The sequence below is a fragment of the Lentilactobacillus dabitei genome (genome assembly GCF_019061365.1).
Classification (GTDB): Bacteria; Bacillota; Bacilli; order Lactobacillales; family Lactobacillaceae; genus Lentilactobacillus; species Lentilactobacillus dabitei.
The window spans coordinates 1-22,994 of sequence record NZ_JAHPPD010000023.1; the positions used below are offsets into that span (position 1 = coordinate 1).

At 42.9% G+C, this 22,994-nt stretch carries 16 protein-coding genes, 3 pseudogenes and 1 other annotated feature; of the genes and pseudogenes, 4 read left to right on the forward strand and 15 right to left on the reverse strand.

The annotated features are described in order from the left end of the window. Positions 1–128 precede the first annotated feature (128 nt). From KTE19_RS05115 to KTE19_RS05140, 6 genes and pseudogenes are all read right to left on the reverse strand, one after another. A complete protein-coding gene (locus KTE19_RS05115; RefSeq protein ID WP_217341764.1) occupies positions 129–587 on the reverse strand; it encodes a DUF1836 domain-containing protein in 459 nt (152 codons plus the stop codon). A gap of 60 nt (positions 588–647) precedes the next feature. Further along, the gene (locus KTE19_RS05120; RefSeq protein ID WP_217164281.1) at positions 648–1,514 is read right to left on the reverse strand and encodes a DegV family protein; all 867 of its coding nucleotides are present in this window, start codon (positions 1,512–1,514) and stop codon (positions 648–650) included. A 138-nt stretch (positions 1,515–1,652) separates the two neighbouring features. Then, positions 1,653–2,198 (reverse strand): DUF6933 domain-containing protein, encoded by a 546-nt coding sequence (locus KTE19_RS05125; RefSeq protein WP_217164280.1) that lies wholly within the window; start codon positions 2,196–2,198, stop codon positions 1,653–1,655. A gap of 359 nt (positions 2,199–2,557) precedes the next feature. Further along, positions 2,558–3,031: a hypothetical protein gene (locus KTE19_RS05130; RefSeq protein ID WP_217164279.1), complete on the reverse strand. Its 474-nt coding sequence runs from the start codon at positions 3,029–3,031 to the stop codon at positions 2,558–2,560. Positions 3,032–3,386: 355 nt separating this feature from the next. Next, a pseudogene (gene spxB, locus KTE19_RS05135) lies at positions 3,387–5,138 on the reverse strand (pyruvate oxidase). A 293-nt stretch (positions 5,139–5,431) separates the two neighbouring features. Beyond that, entirely contained in the window at positions 5,432–6,367 is a 936-nt protein-coding gene (locus KTE19_RS05140; protein ID WP_217341765.1) for an alpha/beta hydrolase, read from the reverse strand. 285 nt (positions 6,368–6,652) lie between these two features. Between KTE19_RS05140 and KTE19_RS05145 the strand changes: the two genes are divergently transcribed. Beyond that, positions 6,653–7,495, forward strand: a complete 843-nt coding sequence (locus KTE19_RS05145; protein WP_217341756.1) for a prephenate dehydratase — start codon at positions 6,653–6,655, stop codon at positions 7,493–7,495. Here the strand turns inward: KTE19_RS05145 and KTE19_RS05150 are convergent. The 5 genes from KTE19_RS05150 to gdhA form a co-directional block, all read right to left on the reverse strand. After that, the gene (locus KTE19_RS05150; RefSeq protein WP_217164277.1) at positions 7,483–8,484 is read right to left on the reverse strand and encodes a ketopantoate reductase family protein; all 1,002 of its coding nucleotides are present in this window, start codon (positions 8,482–8,484) and stop codon (positions 7,483–7,485) included. The two genes, KTE19_RS05145 and KTE19_RS05150, sit on opposite strands and share 13 nt — an antisense overlap. 230 nt (positions 8,485–8,714) lie before the next feature. Next, positions 8,715–8,955, reverse strand: a binding site (T-box leader). Between the two features lie 81 nt (positions 8,956–9,036). Further along, positions 9,037–10,215, reverse strand: coding sequence for a trans-sulfuration enzyme family protein (locus KTE19_RS05155; RefSeq protein WP_217341757.1), 1,179 nt, complete (start codon positions 10,213–10,215; stop codon positions 9,037–9,039). A 367-nt stretch (positions 10,216–10,582) separates the two neighbouring features. Then, positions 10,583–11,584 (reverse strand): M48 family metalloprotease, encoded by a 1,002-nt coding sequence (locus tag KTE19_RS05160; RefSeq protein ID WP_217162645.1) that lies wholly within the window; start codon positions 11,582–11,584, stop codon positions 10,583–10,585. 21 nt (positions 11,585–11,605) lie between these two features. Continuing rightward, a complete protein-coding gene (locus KTE19_RS05165) occupies positions 11,606–12,157 on the reverse strand; it encodes a LemA family protein (protein ID WP_217162647.1) in 552 nt (183 codons plus the stop codon). A gap of 267 nt (positions 12,158–12,424) precedes the next feature. Beyond that, on the reverse strand, positions 12,425–13,771 hold the full coding sequence (gene gdhA / locus KTE19_RS05170) for an NADP-specific glutamate dehydrogenase (RefSeq protein WP_217162649.1): 1,347 nt from the start codon (positions 13,769–13,771) through the stop codon (positions 12,425–12,427). Positions 13,772–14,055: 284 nt separating this feature from the next. Between gdhA and KTE19_RS14320 the strand changes: the two genes are divergently transcribed. Continuing rightward, positions 14,056–14,190: a maltose acetyltransferase domain-containing protein gene (locus KTE19_RS14320; RefSeq protein ID WP_430673522.1), complete on the forward strand. Its 135-nt coding sequence runs from the start codon at positions 14,056–14,058 to the stop codon at positions 14,188–14,190. Between the two features lie 251 nt (positions 14,191–14,441). Next, positions 14,442–14,576 (forward strand): annotated as a pseudogene (locus tag KTE19_RS14325) (DapH/DapD/GlmU-related protein); the annotation flags it as partial. Positions 14,577–14,641: 65 nt separating this feature from the next. On the opposite strand, the gene KTE19_RS05180 reads toward KTE19_RS14325, so the two are convergent. Both KTE19_RS05180 and KTE19_RS05185 read right to left on the reverse strand, forming a co-directional pair. Continuing rightward, entirely contained in the window at positions 14,642–15,187 is a 546-nt protein-coding gene (locus tag KTE19_RS05180; RefSeq protein WP_249778425.1) for an SDR family oxidoreductase, read from the reverse strand. 423 nt (positions 15,188–15,610) lie between these two features. Then, entirely contained in the window at positions 15,611–17,587 is a 1,977-nt protein-coding gene (locus KTE19_RS05185; protein WP_217341758.1) for a glycoside hydrolase family 127 protein, read from the reverse strand. A 363-nt stretch (positions 17,588–17,950) separates the two neighbouring features. On the opposite strand from KTE19_RS05185, the gene KTE19_RS05190 reads away from it, so the two are divergent. Then, complete coding sequence (locus KTE19_RS05190) at positions 17,951–18,892, forward strand: AraC family transcriptional regulator (protein WP_249778589.1); 942 nt, start codon at positions 17,951–17,953, stop codon at positions 18,890–18,892. Positions 18,893–19,141: 249 nt separating this feature from the next. Here the strand turns inward: KTE19_RS05190 and KTE19_RS05195 are convergent. Both KTE19_RS05195 and KTE19_RS05200 read right to left on the reverse strand, forming a co-directional pair. After that, a pseudogene (locus KTE19_RS05195) lies at positions 19,142–20,533 on the reverse strand (glycoside-pentoside-hexuronide (GPH):cation symporter). 81 nt (positions 20,534–20,614) lie between these two features. Next, entirely contained in the window at positions 20,615–22,981 is a 2,367-nt protein-coding gene (locus tag KTE19_RS05200; protein ID WP_217341759.1) for a hypothetical protein, read from the reverse strand. Positions 22,982–22,994 lie beyond the last annotated feature (13 nt).

Here is a 22,994-nt window from a genome sequence, read left to right on the forward strand (position 1 = left end):
TAATTCATGCCTAATAACAAAAAAGCATCACCTTTCGGTGATGCTCATAAGTCGCCATCAATACGATTTGACTTTGACCCGAATTTTTGATTGGAACTGGCTCTTTTCTAATCTTGCGCAGACTTCTTCTACTCTTTAGACGCTTCTTCCAACCGTTTCTTGGCTGCCAGCCAAAATAAAATTGATTGAACCGCGTCGTATTGCATGATTGTTGGTTTATTAGCCGACTTCAAATCTAAACTGTTCAACGCCGCTGGAACCGTGCCGGATTGGGCGGCCTGCTCGTTGAACATCAAGACAAAGTTATTATAGCCGGTCTTGGGTGAGCTGTCCTTTAAGAGTGCTTTCAATCCCGCTTGAATTTCAGCGAGGGTAAAAATATTTTTCAACAAGCCAACCACAATCGCGCCAGCCAGTTGCATTCGCCAATATTTTTTTCGAGTCGGTGGCACAATGATATCTGCTTTGAAATAATTGTGCATCATTGTTTTGGTAATCTTGCTGCCAATTATCGGAGTGAGATACTGATTGGTCAGATCCAACAGTTGATCCAAATGAAGATCGAAGTTTGGCAACTCATCCCACATCGGTAATTTAATTGAAGATCGTTTTGGGTTATCAATCAATTCGGTTACTCCTACTTTTCTTTAAAATGGATCGCCAACTTGAACAGCGATTCCGACCAATCCCGGACCGGTATGAACACCGAGCACGGGTGAAACATTTCCTTTATAAATTTTATCGTCTGGGAACAAATTATGCAATTGATCGCTCACTTTTTCCATTAAAGGTTCATCGGCGCCATTAACCACTGCAATGCGGACATTTGCTGCGTTTTTAACAACTTCGGCCGCCAAATTAACCATCCGAGAAATTGCCTTTGGTTCCGTTCGAGCTTTGGTGATGGGGAAATAAACACCATCTTGATCGCAAGAAATCACTGGCTTAATTTTCAATAACGAACCCACCAAGCCCGCAACCCGGCCAATTCGGCCACCTGCGCGGAGGTATTTCAAGCTTGGGATATAAAAGAAAATGCGACTCTCAGAAACAGCGTCATTTAATAATTTCACAATTTCTGCAAATGGTTTACCTGCATCGATCAATTGTTCCGCATAGACGGCAAATAGACCGCTGCCAATGCCGATATTCTTTGTATTGATAACTGCCATCTCAACGCCACCTTGATCTTTGGCAACTTGATTAAACAGACTAAAGCTAACTGATAATTTGGCAGAAATGGTGATGCCAATAAAATGATCGAAGCCGCGCTCTTTTAAAGTATCGAGCTGCTGCTGAATGCTACCTCGAGTTGGCGCGGCGGTCGTTGGTAATTTAACTGCATTTTCCAGCTCCGCGTAAAATTCAACTGGGGTGATATCGACATTGTCCCGATATTCCTTACCAGCCATACTAATTAACATTGGCGCCACCCCAATATTATCGTACTTTTCAAGGGCTTCTGGTGGCACATCCGATGCAGAATCAACTAACAAGGCAATTTTTTCAGACATGTAACTTCTCCTCTTTGAGATACATAGTTTTTAATACTATTTATGTAGTATTCTATACTACATTAGTGAGTTGTCAATACCATCGAACAATAAAATATCCAAGATTAGTGTGAAACCTAACCTTGGATATTTTGGGAATTACGATGCTAAATATTGCGTAACCGCAGTTCTCAGAGCCTCAGAAGTCCTACGATAATCGCCATTCTCGCCACCTCTGACAATTAACTGTGCCAAATGATTGGTCATCTTTTCAGCCAACCGTTGATCATTAATGTCGTAATCAGAGTACGAGATTGCGACTTTTAGTTGAAAAATATACTGCCCCAATTTGCCGAGAATCGATTTGTTTGCTGCCGCGTTAACCCGAATCTGTCCCATTTTAATCAAATAGTGATTCACATATTTGGAATCAACGTCAGCTTGAGCCATTGTAAGCCGCAACCCTTCCTTGAAAAACTCTGAAATGTGCTTTTTGTTTTCGGCATTCATGTCCACCAAAACAACCGGTGAATAGGTGAGCTCGTTGATTAACACCACGATTTTCTTCCGATTAAAATTGAAATAATTGGCTGTCCACGAGAAGAATGGATAGTCGCCGCTTTCCTGTTTGCCAGCCTCCCTATCACCAACCTTGGGTAATTTAGAAAAGATTGGCAATGCCTTCTTTGTTGGATTAATGATCATTAAAGCTCCCCACCTTCTATCAAGATTACTTTCAACAAAATCAAGATCATAAGGTTATTTTACCATGCAGTGGCTGAGTCCATCACTATAAAAGGCTTAGCCTGCATCTAAGCCTTCGCCACAAAAATCCCACCCCCGGATTTCTGGTGTTAGACTTCTCAATTACATAGATTAGGACAGCTCCGCAAAGCAGAAACTTGCACCTAAGTCTCCTTCACCAAAAATCCAAGCCCAGGGATTAGAGTTTCTTGGCAACCTAGCAGAAATGTGCTCCGCTCACTAAACAAAAAGGCCAACGACAACGTTAATTGTCATTGACCAGTTCATTGAAGGATGAAGCTCAATATTGATATTAATCACTAATCAGCTTGCATGTAAGGACCTTTAGTCATTTGAGCTGCTGAAACATAGCCTTGACCCTTTACGTACAAGAATGTGCTTGTCTTGCTACCCTTGGTAACGGCAACTGAACGGGTGACTTTATATGTAACGCCGCCCTTTAAAACGCCCTTCTTAGTGAAGGTTACTTTGCCAGCATCAGCATAGAAGAAGCCTTTATAAACGTTAACATTTGCTTTGATGTGATAACTTTGTGCTTTGAAGTTCTTAACACCGTTCTTGGCGATGGTATAAGTTACGCCCTTGGTAGCTGCTGTCTTAGTAGTTGCGGCGGGCTTCTTAGTAGTTGTCGTAGCAGTCTTCTTAGCAGGTGTCTTAGTTGTCGTTGTTGCAGCATTAGCAGCAGGTAATGCTGAAGTTACTGCAAATGGCGCAGCAAGTGCCAATGGTAAAGCCAGTGAAGCTACGGTAATCATCGTTGCAAATTTCTTCATAATAAATCCCTCCCTTTATTGGATGCACCCATTATGGCACGTTACAAATCAAAGTCAATGAAACATTGTTGTAATATGGTGTCTCTTAATAAAAAGTTAAGTAACCGGTAACAATGCATGTATCAATCATGTAAGCCCCCATTACAACGGCAATATGGCAACAATTCACAAGCGTTATTGTTCGGAAATTCCGGGTTTGCTGAGTAGTCTTATTTTGTAACATTTGTAATATTGATATATTAGACACGAAAAAAGCACCCGCCACCTTTCAGCAAACGGATACTTTTCAATTGTAGAGTTGTTATGTTACGGTCATCGGATGATCATCGGCACCAATGGCCGCGACTTTGAGCTGTTATTCTTTACCACGTAAAATTTCGCCTAGAGATGGTTGTTGCTTACGATCAATGTGATATTGCTTAGCAAACGCATCGGCAGTATCTTCACCAAATGTCTTTGGATCCAGTGGCATGAAGGCAGTTGCGACCGGATCATCCTGCTTGATCTTGGCATCGATAACGATTGGCTTAGTGTTGCCATTTGCTTGTAAATCCTTAATCTTAGCAAAGACTTCATCAAGATCCTTGATGTTCTTAACCGTAAAGCCAATTCCACCAAGTCCTTCAGCAACTTTAGCCCAATCAGCGTCGGTCAAGTCAACACCGTAGAAGTGCTGCTTGGTTTGCATCTGTTCATACCAAATGAATCCAAAGCGGTCGTTTGAGAAGACCACGTTGATAACGGGCAGACCATAACGGGCTTCAGTGATAATATCTTGACTAACCATTGAGAAGCCGCCATCACCAGATAGTGACCAAGCTTGGCCTTCTGGCACACTCAAAGCACCAGCCATGCCGCCGGGAACACCAAAGCCCATGGTTGCAAACAAACCAGAAATTGCGAAACGTTGGTTTTTGTTCATTGGCAAGCCCCGGACACTCCACTCTGATACGTTTCCAGTATCAACAGCATAAGTGTCATTAGGCCCAGCCATTTCAGCGATCTTCTTGGTAACTTATTCAGCGTTCAAACCATCGCTGTCGTCATCAGCCAAGCTATCGATCCACTTATCCCAGTTATGCTTGTTTTCCTAGTTAGCTTCCAGCCAAGCATCCTTTGGTCGGCTTTCACCGGTATCAATCAATGCTTGCAGATAGCTCTTGGCATCAGCAATCACCGCATAGTCAACGTCGATTCGTTTACCAATATCGTAAGGATTGTTGTTAACTTGAATCATCTTAGTATCCTGTGGCCAGAAGTTGGCAAATGGATATTCTGATGCTAAGAACAAAATCAAATCAGCGTTTTGAATGGCTTCAAATCCTGACTTAGTACCTAATCGACCAGTCGTCCCGATGAAGTTTGGATGATCGGTACTGATAACACCAGTTGCTGGAACGGTATTCATTACTGGAATATTGAATTGTTCTGAGAACTTCGTTAAGGTGTCACGAGCACCCAGCAAGCCACGGCCAGCATAAATTAGTGGGCGTTTAGCTTCTTTAATCATCTTAAGGGTATCGCTAACAGCTGATGGATCAACTGTTTGCTTGAAGTCGTCAGCAACCGTCAATGGTGTCCGGGTTGGTTTGTAGTCAATTTCTTCTGCCGTTAAGTTTTCAGGCAGAACAACGACTGCAACGCCCTTTTGCCGATAGGCTTCCTTGATTGCTTGATTGACAACGTACGGAATTTGGTCCGCCGTTGTGACTTGTTTGTTATAAACAGAGACGTCACTGAACATCGGTACTTCATCCATTTCCTGGAAGTAGTTGGTGTTCATTGCGGCTTGGGGAACTTGACCAATCAGTGCTAAAACGGGCACGTGATCCATCTTGGCATCGTACAAGCCGTTGAACAAGTGAGTGGCACCAGGACCAGCTGAACCAAACGCAACGCCAATCTTGCCAGTAAACTTGGCATCAGCTGAAGCCGCAATTGCGCCCACCTCTTCGTGACGTACCTGAATGTACTTCACTTTATCTTTTTCAAGGTACAGACCTTTGACGGTATGGTTGATTGAACCACCAGGAATTCCGTAAACATGATCGACATCCCAGTCTTCAAGTACCTTTACTAAAGCTTGTCCTGCAATCATCTTAGTCATAGCAATATCTCCTTTTTATCCAAATAACCACAAGCGCTTCCATTGTTGCTATTCGGTTGTTCAACTACTAAGTATAATCTTAAGAGAATAAAATGCTAACATTTAGACTTACTTTTAAAAAGTAGAGCGCGGAACCAAGCGGTTAGAAACTGGAGCACGTTTCGGCCATATAGGCTCACCAAACATCAAAAAGCACCCATTTAATTCATAAAAACGCCCCAATCAAAATCCCCACCGGAATTTCAATTGAAGCATTATTGTCGGAGCTATCTGTTCGGTACTTATTCACAGCTTTATTTCATATACGTATTCAAGAATTCTCCAATCCGTTTCCGATAGGCCTCTGGATCCCGCCAAAAGCTTTCGGCGTGAGTGGCATTCTTAACAATCCAAATTTGTTTCAGCGCATGAGTGGCATGATAGTTCTCATAGGCCATATTGGCAGGAACATAAGTATCCTTTTCCCCATGAATGAACAGGATTGGTCGTTGATTCTTTGCCAACTGCTTGACAGATGAGGCATTTTCCAAGCCAAAACCAGCCGTCCGCTTGTTAATTTCACTGACCATTGGTTCAACAGGATATTCAGGCAAGTGATATTGTTTCTTCAATAGATAGGTTAGTTCCTCTTCAACGCTTGAGTAACCACAGTCAGCAATAATCGCCTTAACTTGATCAGGCAACCGTTCGCCGGAAAGCATTTCAACCGTAGCGCCACCCATACTGACCCCGAATAGTAAGATTTGACTATCTGCACCGACATGATCAATCACCCGATGAATCCACTGCAGATAATCGAGCCGGTCCAACCAACCAAAGCTGATGTATTCGCCGGCGCTTTCGCCATGGCCCCGGTCATCTGGGGTTAAGACATTGTACCCCATCCTGCGAAACATCTTGGCATAGTTCGCCATAGTTTCCCGATTGCCCTTGTATCCATGAGCGATAATTACCGTTTTCTTAGTGGCTGTTTGGGCTGGAATGTAGGTGGCCACCATCTTCTGATCAGGATTGTCTTCATTGAGATACCAATCCTCGGATGGAACAGAATGGAACCAGTCAACGTATTCGTAATATTTATCCGCGTATTTCTGTTTTTCCTTAGAAGTTTCGGGAACGTAGTCGACACGCTTGAATGCAAAATTGAATAATTTATAACTGACAAACGCACTTCCGGCGGTAATTGCCGTGAGCGGAATTAATAATGGCTTTAACGATGGCATCTTCATCAATTTTCTCGAACTCCTTTTTCGTGATACTGGTTATATTAATTAGTTAACATCAGCAAGTCAAACACCTTTACTCTTGTTTAAAAAACGAATGTGATTCCCATCTGATTATTCCTATTTAGAATCTGAAACAACCTAAAATGAGATCCAACCAGAAGCTGAAATGAATCAGTTTCCAACTGGATCTCATCTTAGATTGTTTTCGTTGGCGATTTTATTTTGATTCTTTGTTTGATATGATGGATGAAAATACTACATCATCCTTACTATAAAGGTGGTCACCCAATGAAATTTTCAGTTCTTGGTCCTGCCGGCACCTTTGCCGACGCGGCCGCAAAAGCTTATTTAGCAACCCAGCCAGATTCAAACGTTACGTTTGACTACCACCCCACTTTTGATCAGGTTTACCAAGCGGTTTCTGGTGATAACATCGGCTTGTTACCATTGGAAAACCAGCTTGACGGTTATGTGTCCGCGACGCTTCAACGTTTGCAGACTGCCAACGTCACGGAAATCGGCGAAATCACCATCCCAGTTGATTTTGGGTTAGTGGCTAACGTTGATCAATTAAGTAAAATAAGCCGAATCTATGTGCAGTTTAAGACGGAAGGCCAATGCCAAAAACTGCTATCAAAATTACCTAGTGTCCAAATCATAACGACTTCATCAAATATGGTTTCATTGGAAAAGTTCAGATCTGGTGAACCAGGGGACGCCGCCATCATTCCGCAGTCTCAGTTAACGGAAGTCTCCAGTGCCTTGAAGCTGAATAACATTGCTGATCAATTTGATAACCGCACCCGCTTCATTATCTTCAAAGCCAACCCCGCCACTGCCGCAACCCTTTCTAAAGTGGCTTTATCTACGAATCAATTTAAAGCACCCTTGTTCATCACACCTGCCACCAATGACCGTCCCGGCACGCTCTGCGAAATTCTTGGCTATTTTGCCAAGGTAGGATTAAATCTGGTGACATTAATGTCAATGCCCACAAAAGCTAAGTTAGGGGTGTATTCCTTCTACGTTGAAGTCTCTGGGAATCGCGATCAACAGGAGGAAATATTCGCGACGCTCAAAGAATTGGCTTCAAACTATCAGGTTCACCTCCTTGGCTACTATGCCGTTTGAGCTTGAGGTTCTGCTTGGTGCGCCTTGATCGCCCGTTGTTTAGCCAAATTTTGCCGATGGAACTCTGCCAAATGAACCGCTTGGGTAACAAATAAATGGGTTTTGGCTTCGTAGTGGTACTTGCGCCCAAGATCAGCGATGTACCCATTGATATAGTCGACTTCAGTTGGCCGGTCCTTGGTCATATCTTGATACATGGATGGGTAGTGAAGTGGCATGTCAATTCGGGTATTGATATCGATTGCATGTAACTCCTCTTTTCTACTGGAAACCAGATGAATGTCGGCTCTGGCACAAATGTCATAGGCTTCATCAATCAATTGCCGCGCCATGTCAGTAGCTCCGGGGAAGTTACCAAATTCACCCATTGGGATTTCAAACATGGTGCAAATGGTATTAATAACGGAGTTAAAGATTACCTTCGTCATCAAGGTGCCAGTGAAGTCGTCAGTCAAAGTCGGATTCATGTCGGCTTTTTGTAACTCATCGAACAAGCGATGGGTCATTTCATCCGGCTTTTCGGTAAGTGGGCACATGTTTAATTTGCCAGCACCACGTTTACCCATGAAGTCAACCTCACCAGGACCAGGAAGAACGGTGGCAATTAAGGCAGTCCCACCGATGATTTTGTCATCCGCGAAATACTTCTGGAGCTTCTCAATATGGCCCATGCCGTTCATGCAGGTGAAGGCATATTGCCGATCATTGAAGAAGTGTGAACAGCGTTTTAAGTAATCGTTCAACTGCATTTGTTTGGTGAAGAAAATTAACATATCTGGATCGCCATTATAAGATTCAGGAGTTTCCAACTTGATTTTGACTAAATGCCGATCTTGATGATCCCGCATCTGATAAACGCCGCCCTGTTCACGGATCTTATCAATATGTGGCTGCCATGTATCAATAAATGTGACATCATTACCGGCCTCTTGTAGTAAAATACCATAACGTAACCCCATTGCTCCTGCACCAATCATTGCAAATTTCATAAACATCACGCTCCATTTTTATATTTTTGATTGAAAAGTGAGCAGAGTCAGGTTTCTGCCTGACGCAGCTGTCCTAACATAGTGAGCGGAGCAAAGCGGTTAGAAGTCGGAGTGTAAGTCTCCTTGGCCGTAAATTCCCTGTTCTGGAATTTACGGCCAAGGTGCTTACATGTAGACTTCTGCTTTGCGTAGCTGTCCTAAAAAAAGCGCCCTTGATCTTTTTATATAAGATCAAGGGCGCTTACGCGTGTTACCACCTTTATTCACGATTTGCTCACACAAACCGTCTCATCATGTACAGCCAAAACTAGCGATACACTGGCACTTTAAGGGGTGCACACCATAGATACTCATTACTTCGCATCTACTGCTTAGAGGCTACTTTCGCTCAGTCAACCATTATCCCTTCTCACTTATCTGGGACTCCCTGAAATGGCTCAGCTGAGTTACTCTCCTCATCACTGCATTTAATTTCAATCAAATTTTAATGTGCTTATAATCTAACTCATTGTATTTTAATTGTCAACACTCATTTTAACTAATTTAAATTAATTACCTGACTGCCTCTTTCTTGAGTGACGCACGGGTGAGTTGATTAAGCGACTGTCCCAAGTCCTTGAGCAAGTCTTTAGGGTCTTCAATTCCAACTGATAATCTGACAAGCTGTGTCGTAATCCCGGCCTTCAGTTGTTCCTTGCGAGACAATTCCGCGTGGGTCATTTTGTATGGTAATTCAATCAAGCTTTCAACTGCTCCCAAGCTAACCGCTAGTTGGATCAAATGCAGACCGTTCACAAATTGGGTTGAATCCAACCCATCCTTCAATTCGAACGAGATGATGCCACCAAATCCATTGGTTTCGTCGGCGGCAATTTCATGATCACGGCTACCATCGTCAATGCCCGGGTAATACAGCTTGGTAATTTCTGGCCGTTTCTGCAGAAAGGCAACAATTTTGGCTGCATTACTCAAATGCCGATCCATGCGAACCGCCAAAGTTTGAATGCCCCGCCGGATCAGACTACAGTCCTGTGGAGATAATGTAGCACCAATACTATTTTGATTAAAGTAAATTAACTTGGCAATATTTTCATTTTTGGCGACCACAATTCCGGCTACCACGTCCGAATGGCCACCAAGGTACTTAGTCGCGGAGTGAATGACAATGTCTGCCCCCAAATTGAGTGGTTGTTGCAGATAAGGCGTTAAGAACGTGTTATCGACGATGGTTAAAATATTGTGGGCCTTGGCAATCTTCGAAATCTGTTTGACGCTGGTCACGTGCAACAGTGGGTTAGTAAACGTTTCAAAGTAAATCGCTTTGGTATTCGGTTGAATAGCTGCTTGGACTTCTTCAGGATTCTGGGTGTCCACAGCGGTGAATTCAAGCTGCCAGCGTTTGAAGAAGTCATTAATAATTCGGAATGTCCCACCATAGATGTTCTTGCCAATGATAATATGATCGCCTGGAGAAAAGATTGACAGAACCGAGTGAATTGCTGCTGAGCCAGAAGAAAATGCAAACCCACGAACGCCGTTTTCCAACAAAGCGACTTGATTCTCGAGATAACTGCGCGTTGGATTGCCGGAACGTTCATAATCAAATTTGACTTTTGCATCTGCATTTGGATAAACATAGGTTGACGAGTTATAAATTGGCACATTAACCGCTCCGGTATTATTATCATATTCTGGTTGACCATGAACTAACTTTGTATTGAATTCTGACATTTGAATTTCCCCTTTCTAAAAAAAAAAGTCGCCCCTGCGCATTAAATCAATTAATGCACAGGGACGACTTCCATCGTGTTACCACCCGTATTTGTGTTCACGTTACCGTTCACACCTCAAAGGCACAATCATGCCCGGAATTTTATCGTGATTCCCACGTACCGCCAGCTTGCACTGTTGATAGTTGCTCAGAGCTCATCTTCAAAAAACGTTCCTGGCCACCCTTTCACTGTCGATGGTCGCTAGTTATCAGTACTGGTCTTTCTACTCTTCTCTTCGTCGCAAATAAATATTAGATTTAAATGAGATTTATTGTAATGAATACTACGACCGATTCTGGCCTGTGTCAAGGGCAAATTACCAACGATTATTTCTCACCTAATAAACGCTTCAGTCTGGCAATTCGTTCATCGAGTGGTGGGTGGGTATCAAACATCTTGACTAAGAATGGGGCCTTCCCTTGACGGGTCACTGGTTCATTAATATAAAGAGCAGCCCCTTTAGAAGTTGGGTTTGACGTTGGGGTTGTATCAGTCTTGAGGAGAGTCAATGCATCGATTAATCCTTGCGGGTCGCGGGTCAAGTTGACCCCAGAAACATCAGCTAAAGATTCTCGTTGGCGGGAAACGGCAAACTGCATGATTTGGGCAATCGGCACCCCAATAATTCGGATAATCCATCCGCCCAGCCAAATAATAAAGCCAAATGTCATGATGGCCAAAAACAGATACCAAGAGTTATTAGAATCCTTACGGTCATCACCGCCACCAAACCAGCCAACCCAACGGCCGCCGCGCATCAGACTGATACCGGCAACGATTAGGACTGCTCCAGCCCCGGCAATGAATGTGGTTAGTGCAACGGTGATTGATGAGACCCGAATATCATAATTCTTAATATGCGAAATTTCATGAGCAAGGACCCCTTCAAGTTCCTCACGATTCATCATCTCGCGTAACCCCTTAGTAACCGCAATAGCAGCGTGCTTTGGATCACGGCCGGTCGCAAACGCGTTCGGTGAGGGATCTGCCATCAGGTACAAATCCGGCATCGGAATATTCGCCACAACGACTAAGTCACTCACAATATTGAACAATTGGGGGTCGTCTGATTCTTGCAATTTAGTCGCCTTGCTGGATTTCATCAAGATATTGGTAACGTTTAAATACACAAAAAAGGAGTAGATGACGGCTCCAATTAAAAATCCAATCATAGTATATACCGCGATCATAATGTCGAACGGGTCTTGTTGGTAAGCAAATATGCAGCCAATTGCAAAACCAATCAGGGAGATCAGCAGCATAAAGCCGGCCATCACCAGCCACGTCCGTCTTCTATTCTGTTGAACTTGCTGATTTATGGTATCCATCAGGCTAGTTCTCCTTTTTTACTAAAATTTCATTTGAGGAACTTCTTTGGTCTTCTCAGGTACTTCAAGATAACCGCGAACCGCAAAGTTTCCGAATTTAGCAACTAAATTACTTGGGAAGGTTTGAATCTTGTTATTATAAACCATCACGTTACTGTTGAAATTCTGGCGGGAAAAGGCAATTTTGTTTTCAGTATTGGAAAGTTCTTCTTGAAGTGCAATGAAATTTTGGTTTGCCTTTAATTCAGGATAGTTTTCGGAAACTGCAAATAAGTGATTCAAAGCACCAGTCAGTTCATTATCGGCCTTAACTTTGTCACCTAGACTGGCATTGGGATCCGTAATTTGTGTCCGCATTTCAGTTACTTTGGCAAAGGTTTCCTGCTCGTGTTTGGCATATCCCTTAACCGTTTCCAGCAAGTTCGGCAGCAGGTCCCCTCGCCGTTGCAGTTGAACGTCGATTTGGCTGGCAGCCTCATCCACTAAGTTTCGTTGGCTAACTAAGCCGTTATATAAGGCAATGATCCAGATGATCAGCAGCACAACGATGACGCCGGTTATGATTAGTCCCATGATCTTTTCCTCCTTGTGTCCTTTGGTATCAAATGTACCATAGTCGCCCAGATTACTAAAGGGCTATAACCTGTTTTTATCAGCAAATTAAAGATTACGAGATTGTGATGAAAGGCGATTTGATTCCAGGATTTAGGTAAAAAAAGCTGCCAAGCCATCAGCCTGATCTTTAACATCCTCTGAGAACGTCAACGAAACCGGCTGACCGTCTGGCAGCCATTATTAGTTATAATCCTTTAATCAATGATCCAGCTGTGGGTGACCCGCTTATACCAATCCCTGCGCAAGCATAGCAGTGGCAACTTTTTCAAAGCCGGCAATATTCGCCCCGGCTTGATAATCTTGATCCAAATGATATTTTTTATCGGCAGCTTGTGATTTTTCGAAGATATCTTCCATGATGTCTTGAAGGCGATTATCAACCGTCTCAAAGCTCCAAGCCAGTCGTTCGCTATTTTGACTCATCTCAAGCGCGGAAACTGCCACGCCGCCAGCATTAGCCGCTTTTGCAGGGCCATAAAGAATATTACTGTCCCGATATACCGCAATGGCATCAGGATAACTTGGCATGTTAGCCCCTTCACAGATATACTTAGCACCATCTTTGGCAATCAGCTTAGCCTGATCCTTGTTAATTTCATTTTGAGTCGCACAAGGTAAGGCAATATCATAATCAACATCAAAGTCCCAAACGGAGCCACCATGATATTCCGCACTGGCAACGCGGTCAGCATATTCCCGAATCCGGCCCCGTTCCACTTCCTTGATCTGTTTAACAACTTGGTAATCAATTCCCTTTGGATCATAAATGTAGCCATTGGAATCAGAAACGGTCACCACTTTGGCACCGAGCTCAGTTGCCTTTTGAACCGCATACGTGGCAACATTTCCAGAACCGGAAATTTTAATTCGCTTACCGGTCAGTGTATCACCTTGTGCTTTAACTAACGCGTTGGTGTAATACAGCAGGCCAAAGCCGGTTGCTTCAGTTCTGGCCAAGCTGCCACCAAAGGTTAACCCTTTGCCAGTCAGAACGCCGTTTTGGTAACCGTTTAATCGTTTATAAGCACCGAACAGATAACCAATTTCTCTGGCGCCGACACCAATGTCACCAGCGGGAACGTCTAGGTCGGGGCCAATATGGCGTTGCAGCTCCGTCATAAAGCTTTGGCAAAAACGCATCACTTCTGAATCAGACTTTCCTTTGGGGTTAAAATCACTGCCACCTTTAGCCCCGCCAATCGGCAAACCAGTTAGGCTGTTCTTGAGAATTTGCTCAAAGCCCAAGAACTTAACAACACTCAAGTTAACACTTGGATGCAATCTTAAGCCACCTTTGTATGGGCCGATTGCGGAATTAAACTGAACCCGAAAGCCCCGGTTAACGTGGAGCTTCCCATCGTCAGACTGCCATGGAACCCGAAATTGGATCACTCTTTCAGGCTCAACTAACAGCGATAACAAATTAGCTTCCACATATTCAGGATGGTCTGCCAGCGTTGGTTCCAAACTATCAAGCACGGTAAAAGCCGCTTCTTGAAATTCTGTTTGGTCTGGGTCACGTCGTTGGATCTCATCTTTTACCGATTCAATATACGATTTCACATTACTCACAAAACATTCCCACTTTCTGAAATTCTAAACTTACATCATTGTGTTATATGTTACCAGAATTTTGATTAGAAGTATTCACATTTTATGAAATTTTGTTCAAAAATTTGCAAATTAACATCAAGATCTCTTAATTTTACTGATTATGAGCACTATTTTGGGTAACTTCTCTTATCACTTATTTGTAGCTGCAGTATCTCATTTCCACTCAATCAGTGGATCTTGACTTAAACAGTGGTTTAAGTTGTAGACTAATAATTGTAATCTAAAACAAAGAAGGAGATAACTTGTCAGAACTAGAAAAATTAGACGCGGGTGAACCTTATTACTTTCTTGATGATGAGGTAGCTGCTCGAAAAGCCAATGCGGCCAAACTTTGTCAGGAGTTCAATGAGATTCCTGCCACGCAACCAGAAAAGTAAACCGAAAAGATTAAACAAATCTTCGGGAAGACTGGCAACCGGGTGTCAGTTCAAGCAACGTTCAATTGCGATAACGGGAAAAATATATCAGTTGGCGAAGATTTCTTAAGCAACTATAATTTGGCCATCCTAGATATTGCCCCTGTCAAAATGGGGCACAACGTCATGATTGGCCCCAATGTTGACATTTACACGGTTAATCATCCCTTGGATGCCAAAGCTCGCCGTCACTACATGGCTCAAGGCTCCCGGTTACAATCGGCAACGACGTCTGGATCGGTGGTAAGGTCTCGATTATGCCAGAGGTCACCATTGGCAGCAACGTTGTCATTGCCGCTGGTGCAGTCGTCACCAAGGACGTCCCTGATAATTCGTTAATTGGCGGCGTCCTGCAAAGATCACTCGAAAACTACCCCCAATTGAAGAATGAGGGGCTCTTAGAAATCAATTGCTATCTGTTCACCGAATCCGAATTGGCACAACGATAACCATTTAATGAAACTGCCCCCACATCTTCAAACCCGACTCCGCCAGCCGCAGTTCTGCCATATCCCAACTCAAATTCAGTGGCCCCGGCATGGGGACAGAAGACGTCGGTTCGGATACCTTTATCAAGTAACTCCTTATCAAGCGCCTGCCCCAAACCACGAAGCGCAAACTTACTACAAGTGTAGACCGTCTCATCAGGATGACCAACAATTCCAGTAACTGAGGAGGTCAAAATAATTTGGCCATCATGCTGTTTCACCATGTCGGGCACGACATATTTTGTAAATGCATAGGCACTTCTCACGTTGGTATTCATAACCAAATCAAAATCTGCCATCGTAGTCTCTTGAATTGAAAGGGTGCGCCCAATCCCGGCATTATTCACAAGAATATCAATTCTTCCAAATTCTTTAATTGCATTTTCAATGACCATCTTTGCCGTTTGTTCTTTTTGAGCATCTCCTGAATAATAAACCGCCTTGACCCCCCAGCTTTTGACATCGGGCAACAACTTTGGCCAATTTTGCCTCTCTTCTGGCAGTCAAAACAAGATTTACGCCAGCTTCCGCCAAGGCGATTGCTGTCCCCCCCGACCAAAACCAGAACTGGCACCGGTGACCACTGCAACTTTATTCTGCAAAGATTCCATCTGTATTTTTTCCCCCCCTAAGATTTTCCTCTACAAATAGATTACTACCTGAACTTGGTTTTAAGTCAAATTACTTTCCAGTTGACAAGGTTCCCCAGGCCAACAGAATGTATCCCGACCATGAGGCAGAAATGTACTGGTTAGTATCTTTAGGATTATGAATCACTCATTCTTGAGAAGCCTAGCCGTTTCAACCCAAAAAGAAGCCTTCCAAAAACCTCAATCAAGATTTCAGAAAGCTTCCACCAATTCACCAATCTGTGTTCTTACATTGGCTTTTTATTAAAATCCATTTTGCTTAAACCAAACAGTCATTTGTTTTTCATCACGGTTAGCCCAAGCATAATATGGAATCAATGTGAGATGACTCTTATTAGCGCCCTTAGGTTGATCAAAGCTATACAGCGCATCATCTTCAGAATCAAGTTCTAATCGATAAACATCGTCGGTCGTTAAGACACCAACCCCGCTCAATAAGTTGGCCCGATAGTCATACTTGAAAGTTGGCTTCTGATCAAGAACATATAACCAGAGTGGCTCTTCGTTATCCACACCTTCTGCCGCGTAAACAATTGCGCCTCGTTGAACTGCAACTTTCATCGTATCAGAACTTACCCGGGTACTTGCGCGGACTATGCGAGCTTCCATGTTCAACTTAACAGAAATTTCAGCCGTTTCATCATCAATATTCAAGTACAGGATACCCTTTTGTAAGCTTGACTCCACTGGCTTACCGTTCATTTTAACCGAATATTTGTCCAAGCTCCAAGCAGGGATTCGGATCCCAAACTTAAAACTATTTTTGTTTGGATTTGAAATACTGTAGTGAATGTTGCCATCCCAAGGGAAATTCCCAGTTTGCTTAATTTCAAGGCCATTATTAAATTTGGCGTCGTTAGCGATAAACTGATGAGATAAGATGACATCATCTTTCACTTCGTACAAATACTGATCGAGTGATGCAATCAACCGGGCGATATTAGCCGGGCAGCAAGCACATGCGAACCATGAAGATCGCCGCAATGCAATATGCTTTTTACCAGGATTTAACTTGCTGGCTAATGGATCAGCTTCCAATGGGTTGGCATAGAAATAATGCTTGCCATCAAGCGCAATGCCACTCAAGGCACCATTGAAAATTTCCTTTTCAATGACATCACCAAATTTGCCTTCAAAATCATTAACTAACATCTGTTTGGTAAAGAACGTCATTGAAACCGAAGCACATGTTTCACCATAATCAGTATCATTTGGAAGGTCATAATCGTAAGTAAATGCTTCGCCAGTCGCGGTTTGATCCACATTGCCTGTTATATACATCTGCTTCTTAACGATATCGTTCCAGAGTCGATTGGCAGCGTCTAATAACGGCTTGTTATGGCTAACTCTGGCCACATGAGCTAATCCGGTACAGAAGTAGAGCACTCTCACGGCATGTCCATGAGCATCCGTCTGTTCAGTAATTGGCTTGTCTGCAAAGTAATAACGATCGCCAATTGTCCGAAGCTCTGGGAAGAAGTCGTTATCAATTCCATCAGCCTCATTTTGGGCGTTGAAGAAATTCAAATCCTGGCCCCGTTGGGTAACAAAATATTCCGCCAATTTCAAGTATGTTTTATTTTGGGTTGTTTCATAAAGTTTGGCTAAGGCCAATTCAATTTCAGGATGACCATCGTATCCATGAATTTTGCCATCTTCAGGGCCAAAATGATTATTGATGCAGCTGGCCATTTTTTCAGCAATATCTAGTGCTTTTTGATTGCCCGTTGATTCATAATAAGCAACCCCAGCTTCAATATAGTGTCCCATTGAATAAAGCTCATGGGATTGTTGCAGCCGCTTGAATTTCCGTTTAGGCGCATCGATTTGGAAGTAAGTTGACAAGTAACCATCAGGATCTTGGGCATCGGCAATCAAATCAACTGTCCAATCAGCTTCCTCTTTCATCTTTTGATCTGGATTGTATTTTAAAACATAGGCAACCGTTTCCAACCACTTGTATACATCGGTATCTTGGAATGGGTACCCAAAGTGATGGCCTTTTGCCCGTCCTGCGGCAATCTTTAAGTTCTCAATGGCGCCACTGTGATCAGCTGCTCCACCAGCCGCGTCAGCATTCATCACATCCATTTTGCCTTTGTCATTAATCATATCCCATTGAAACGGAACGGAGTCCTTGGCAATTAAATTACGATAGCGGTTCCAAAAATCCGAAGTAATTTGAACACCATTTAATTGAATTTTAGTTAATTGTTTCATCGTTAAATCCATCCTTTCAAACGACCAATCAATTTGGCATGATTGATCAATGTGTTAATCTCAATTAATCAGGCTTGATTACACTTATAATGATAGCGGTTCCAAGTACGGATTAACACTTATAAAAAAATACATCTAGTGTCAAAAAGTGACTTTTCCGTTACCGCTTTCATTTCCAATGTGGTAAGCTTGATTTGACAGAATTATTCACTAGGAGATTTTTAATTCCCCGTGGTACAACGACGTAAAAATTACTGAATTTACCTGTTGATTAATTGGGAAGCCAAAATCGATTTTAGGTGGATAAATACGATACCAATTAAATCACTGAGTTTAGACAGTCAAAAGATGGAGGTGTTCACGTTGGATAGCGTTATGTTTCCCAAAAATGAAATTGTGACATTTATGATTGGTGGCAATTTTTCGGCCGATGCTGGCTGGAAACATAAACTTCGTTATCACCATGGTGATTATGAATTAATCATTTGCGTGAAAGGGCCAATCAACCTGCTAGTCGGAGATGAAACTGTCACCTTAAATGCGAATGATATTTACATTGTGCCACCCTACACGTCAATGAAAGGAACCGAACCAAGCGATCGATCAATTGAATTCTACTGGCTTCATTTTCTGCTGCCAACGAAGCCAGCTGCTAGCCAAGATCAATCACAGAGTCTCGACAACCCACATGAGATTCAAAATCTCATCATCGATAACAGCTACCACCTCCAAAGTTTAGACGAGTTACTGATCCTCACCCATCAGTTGCTGGCAGTCGACGTTTCAGGCACATACAGCACTCAGCAACAGAATCTGTTAATGACGCTTATCCTAACCGTTATTGGTAATTTGGCTAACAAAACTGAAAGTGACGAAAAAAATCGGACAGTTGTCAATCAGCTCAAAGAATGGATTAGAGCAAACATTTATCGATCACCAACCCTCACTGATATCGCAAACGAAACCCAACTGAATCGCCAATACGTTTCCAGGCTGTTCAAAAAGTTTGTCGGTATGTCCCCAAAACATTACATGATCCAACTAAAAATTCAGACTGCCCAAGCACTGCTTATTAGAACGAATTTATCCATCAAAGAAATTAGTGGGTACGCCTATTTCTCGAACGACAAGCTTTTTATGAAGCAATTCAAACAAGTGACCGGGGTGACCCCGAGCTCATTTCGAAGTGAGTACCGCAAGATCTACCACAATAATCAAGTCATTGACCCCGTTTTACCCATCCCAGAAGAAATCACCCAGAAATTGGATCATGATAAGGATCTGGGAACGCCTAAAGAATCGTAAAAAAGCAGGCAACTACCAGGGATTAAATTTTTGTATAAAAAATAGTTGGAACCGTCCAGCATCCCTGCGAGATGGTTCCAACCATTTTATTTCCTATATAACAACCTTTTGTCACTTTCTTGAACGAGAGAAAGTGTGCATCAAACAAATCCTCTTGAATCTTTTGAGTATCGATTATGACGAATGGGGTTTCGCTTGAAACATCCAATAGGAAGGATGCCCACATAATCTTACTTAATTAATTCGAAATTATTCTTTTGCTTCCTTAGCATGACGAGCAGCCAAGTCTGCTTTGATTTGTGGCTCCATCTTTTCGTACTTGAAGTACAAGCACATAATGGCAGCAACAATCGCATAGACGATAACTGGGAAGTAAATAAATGTGAAGTGAATGGCACTCAAAGCATGAGCAGATTGAGTCTTGTTAGCAACGAAGCCAGCAGCAGCCATGATCTTTGAAGGAATGAAGGCACCGAAGCCTGAACCTAATTGAATACAGAAGGCAGAACCAACGGCAGTCAAGAATCCAGGAGCTCGAATACCTGTCTTCCATTCACCAAAGTCAACAGTATCAGCTAACATACCAAATGGCATGGCAACGGCGATTGAAGCACCGAAGATACCGATAATCCACCCAACGATAACAAGAGTGAAGTTGTTACCAACAAATCCCATCATTAATTGACCAAAGGCACCAATTGCCAAACCGATAATCATGGTCATCGTCTTGTTGGTTACTTTAACAATAAATGGAATTGAAATAGTAGCGATGATACCAAGAACTTGGAGACCGTTAAATACAGAAGTTAATTGTTCGTTACCCAAGTTGTATTTAGCGTAGTAAACTGAGATTCCGTTACGAGTTGATTGAGCAACCCAGTAAATAACAAATGAAACAACCAAAATGTACCAAGGTGCGTTACCAACAGTAGCTTTCAAAGAATCTTTGAAAGGAATTGGCTTTTGAACGGCAATTGTTCGTTCCTTCATACCCTTAAATGCTAAGAAGAGCAAGATAACGGCTAAGATACCGAAGAAGAACATTGTCCACATGAAACCAACTTTATCGTCACCTTTACCCATGAAAGCAACTAAAGGCAAAGCGAAGGTACTTGTGATAAATGAACCAAGGGCACCACCAACCATTCGGAATGAGTTGGCATTCATCCGTTCCTGACCATTCGTGGTCAAACTAGGAAGAATAGCAGTAATTGGTGTTTGAATACCAGTATAAACAACTCCGGCAGCTAGGATGTAAGTAAACCCGGCATACCATAACTTAGCAGATCAGTGCAATCCTGGCGCAGTGAAGGCTAAGAATGTTGCAACGGCAAATGGAATGGCTAACCATAAGAAGTAAGGTCGACTTTGACCCCATTTAGTATGGGTGTGGTCAACGATTGAGCCCCAAACTGGTGCACTAATTGCATCGAAGAAACGTGCAACCAGCAAAATCATTCCGGCACCTGCAGCAGTAATTCCGAACACATCGGTGTAGAAGTAAAGAATGTAACTAGAAATTGTAACATATAGTAAATTACCGGCCATATCAGTAAAGGAATAAGCTGTTTTTTCCCAAACTGATAGTTTGACATTCGCTTTGTCTTTGCCGGCATTTGATGCTTTGGCAGTATTGTCCATGATGAATATCTCCTATCATATAAGTTTATAATTGCAGAACAAGGTGGATCTTGTCATCACCTCCCCAAGTGAATCATCAGCCTATTCGAACGTTCCTGTAGCGGCGTTGAATATGACATTGTCTTGATTACTCTTGAATACATCTTTCTTGTCCAAATTAATGTATTCACTGATATATGGTGCAAAGCTTTGGACCTCATAGCGATTATCGTCTAACGGTTTGATTCGACCATTGATTGCTGTCAGTCCTTTATTCTTGTCTTGATAAATGTAAGTCTTTTGACCAAAACCATTTAAGAAGGCAACGAGTTCTTCACCCATGTCCCAGTCATCCTCTCCCGTGTAACCATCGGGGAACAATCTGGCAAAAATGCCACCGTCTGAAGCAAAGATTGATTGTCCGAATCGATTCCGTGAAAGATCAGGTCTGTTCAAATTGGGACCCGCGATGCTATAAGTCGAAGCGGCCTCACCTGGTTCAAGCATTCGATCAGTTGCTGTTGCATTTGAATCATACATATAGAGGATCGCACCGGTTGCCCGATAAGCTGCTTCAACGAGTTCAGGATCGGCAAGCTCTTCACCTGTAATTTGAGCAGATGCGGCGGTTAAGCCACCCCATAGTACGTGAATCATGTAAGATAATGCTTCCCACCAACGATCTGGACTCTGTGACCGGAAGTCGTTACTAAAACCAATATTGGCTTTTAGCAACTCGCCATAGGTCTTAGCTGCGCCAACGTTGCCGGTAAGGGCTAATGCGCTGGCAGCTGGACCAAAGCCAGCATTGTCAAAGAAATGTTCAGTCATTGCAGCATCTAAGGTACTGCTGGTTTTAGCCAGCCGGTCTGTGACGGCTTTCCATGACTTCGAAATTTCTGAGTATTCTTTATCCAAACCATTTTTCTTTAAATCTGCTAGTAAATCTTCAATATATAAACCATAGGTTCCAAGCATCTGTGCCTCAGTCTTAGCCCGCTCATCTTCATTCAAGTCCGGGTTGACCCGAACATCGAACACTTGAGCAGCCCATGATAAGTAATCATTTGGCTTGTTCAATTTTAATGAAGCTGCTGGACATTTCGACAACAGGTAGAACATATGGGCAATGTACTCAAGATCCATCAAGCGGTAAAAGTCACCGTAGAGCTTAGCTGGCTTTCGGAAGTCACCATTGACGAACCACTTTTTGCGGACGTACTTTACAGCACTTTCTTCAACCTGAGCAATTTGTTTGTCGGCGTCCTTTACTTTGTCATCCAAGAGGCATTCCTGAAGGATGAAGGTCATCTTACCAAGCGACTCGCCTTGATTAGAAACAGGGCCGAAGCTGTATGGAACCTTGCCGTCTTTGCCTGCATATGAGTGTTCAGAAACGTAATTTGCTCGATTGCGCAACAGCTCATTGATTGAACTCATCACGTTGAAGACACCCATATCAACCGTACCATCATCGAATGATAGGATCACTTGATGTTCTCCCAAGCCTTCAGGTTGATAGACCAAGCGACCGTCTTTCAAATCGCTGGTCATATCCTGGTCAATTGTTTGATGGCCGGATTTGTAACGAACTGAAATCTTTTGAAGCTTCTGATCCTTTGCCAACTTGACAGTAAAGATCTGATCGGAGCCTTGAGAAATCATTGGTTCAAACGAGAACCGAGGATGACCAAAGTCCCTAGTTGCAATGTCATAGAAGTTCTGGTGGCTGGTAAATGGCTTGAGGTAGAACTCCCAATCCTTCGTCTCACCAGCTTTAAGAATTAGACTATCTTGCGGATAAATCCAGTCGTGGTGTGGCCGACGATCATCGTCATACCCACCTGCCAGGACAATTTCGTGGAACAACATACCATCTAATGAAGGCGAAACATTTTCAAAGAACCGATTGGTGTAATCGTTGAAGGTTCCCACTGAGAGCACTTTTCCCTTGGTTTGGTAGACTCCCAGATTCGGGTTGGTATTGTCACGACGGACAGCAGCCAATTTGGTGTAATTCTTAGAAATCTGTGGGAAAACGGCAACTGATTGGTTCGCATTACGCTTAACATTTTTATCTCTAAACATGACGTAAGCTAAGCTAATCCAAAGGCCTAAGTTTTCAATAGTGGCATCTTCTTGAGTCCCATTTTGAATTGAAAAGTCCCATTTAAATGCGTCCTTTTCAAGTTCAAAATTCTGTTTCAGCGTTAACCCGGCTACTTGGAAAGTCACCGTACTATGGGTATCATCACCGGTAACTTCAGGTATCTGGTCAATGCTTCGATGCTTTTGACCATTTACAGTAATATTGAATTCACCAAAGAGTTTATCTAAGTCATCATATCCGAGGGACTCGAGATAATCCGGGTCAATCACCCAGTTCATATTTGATTTGTCGTCGTTGAGCTTAAAGCTGGTAATTGCTCCTCGTTTACTTTGTGCTACTGTCAGAAAATCCGACTTCATTTATAAAACCCTC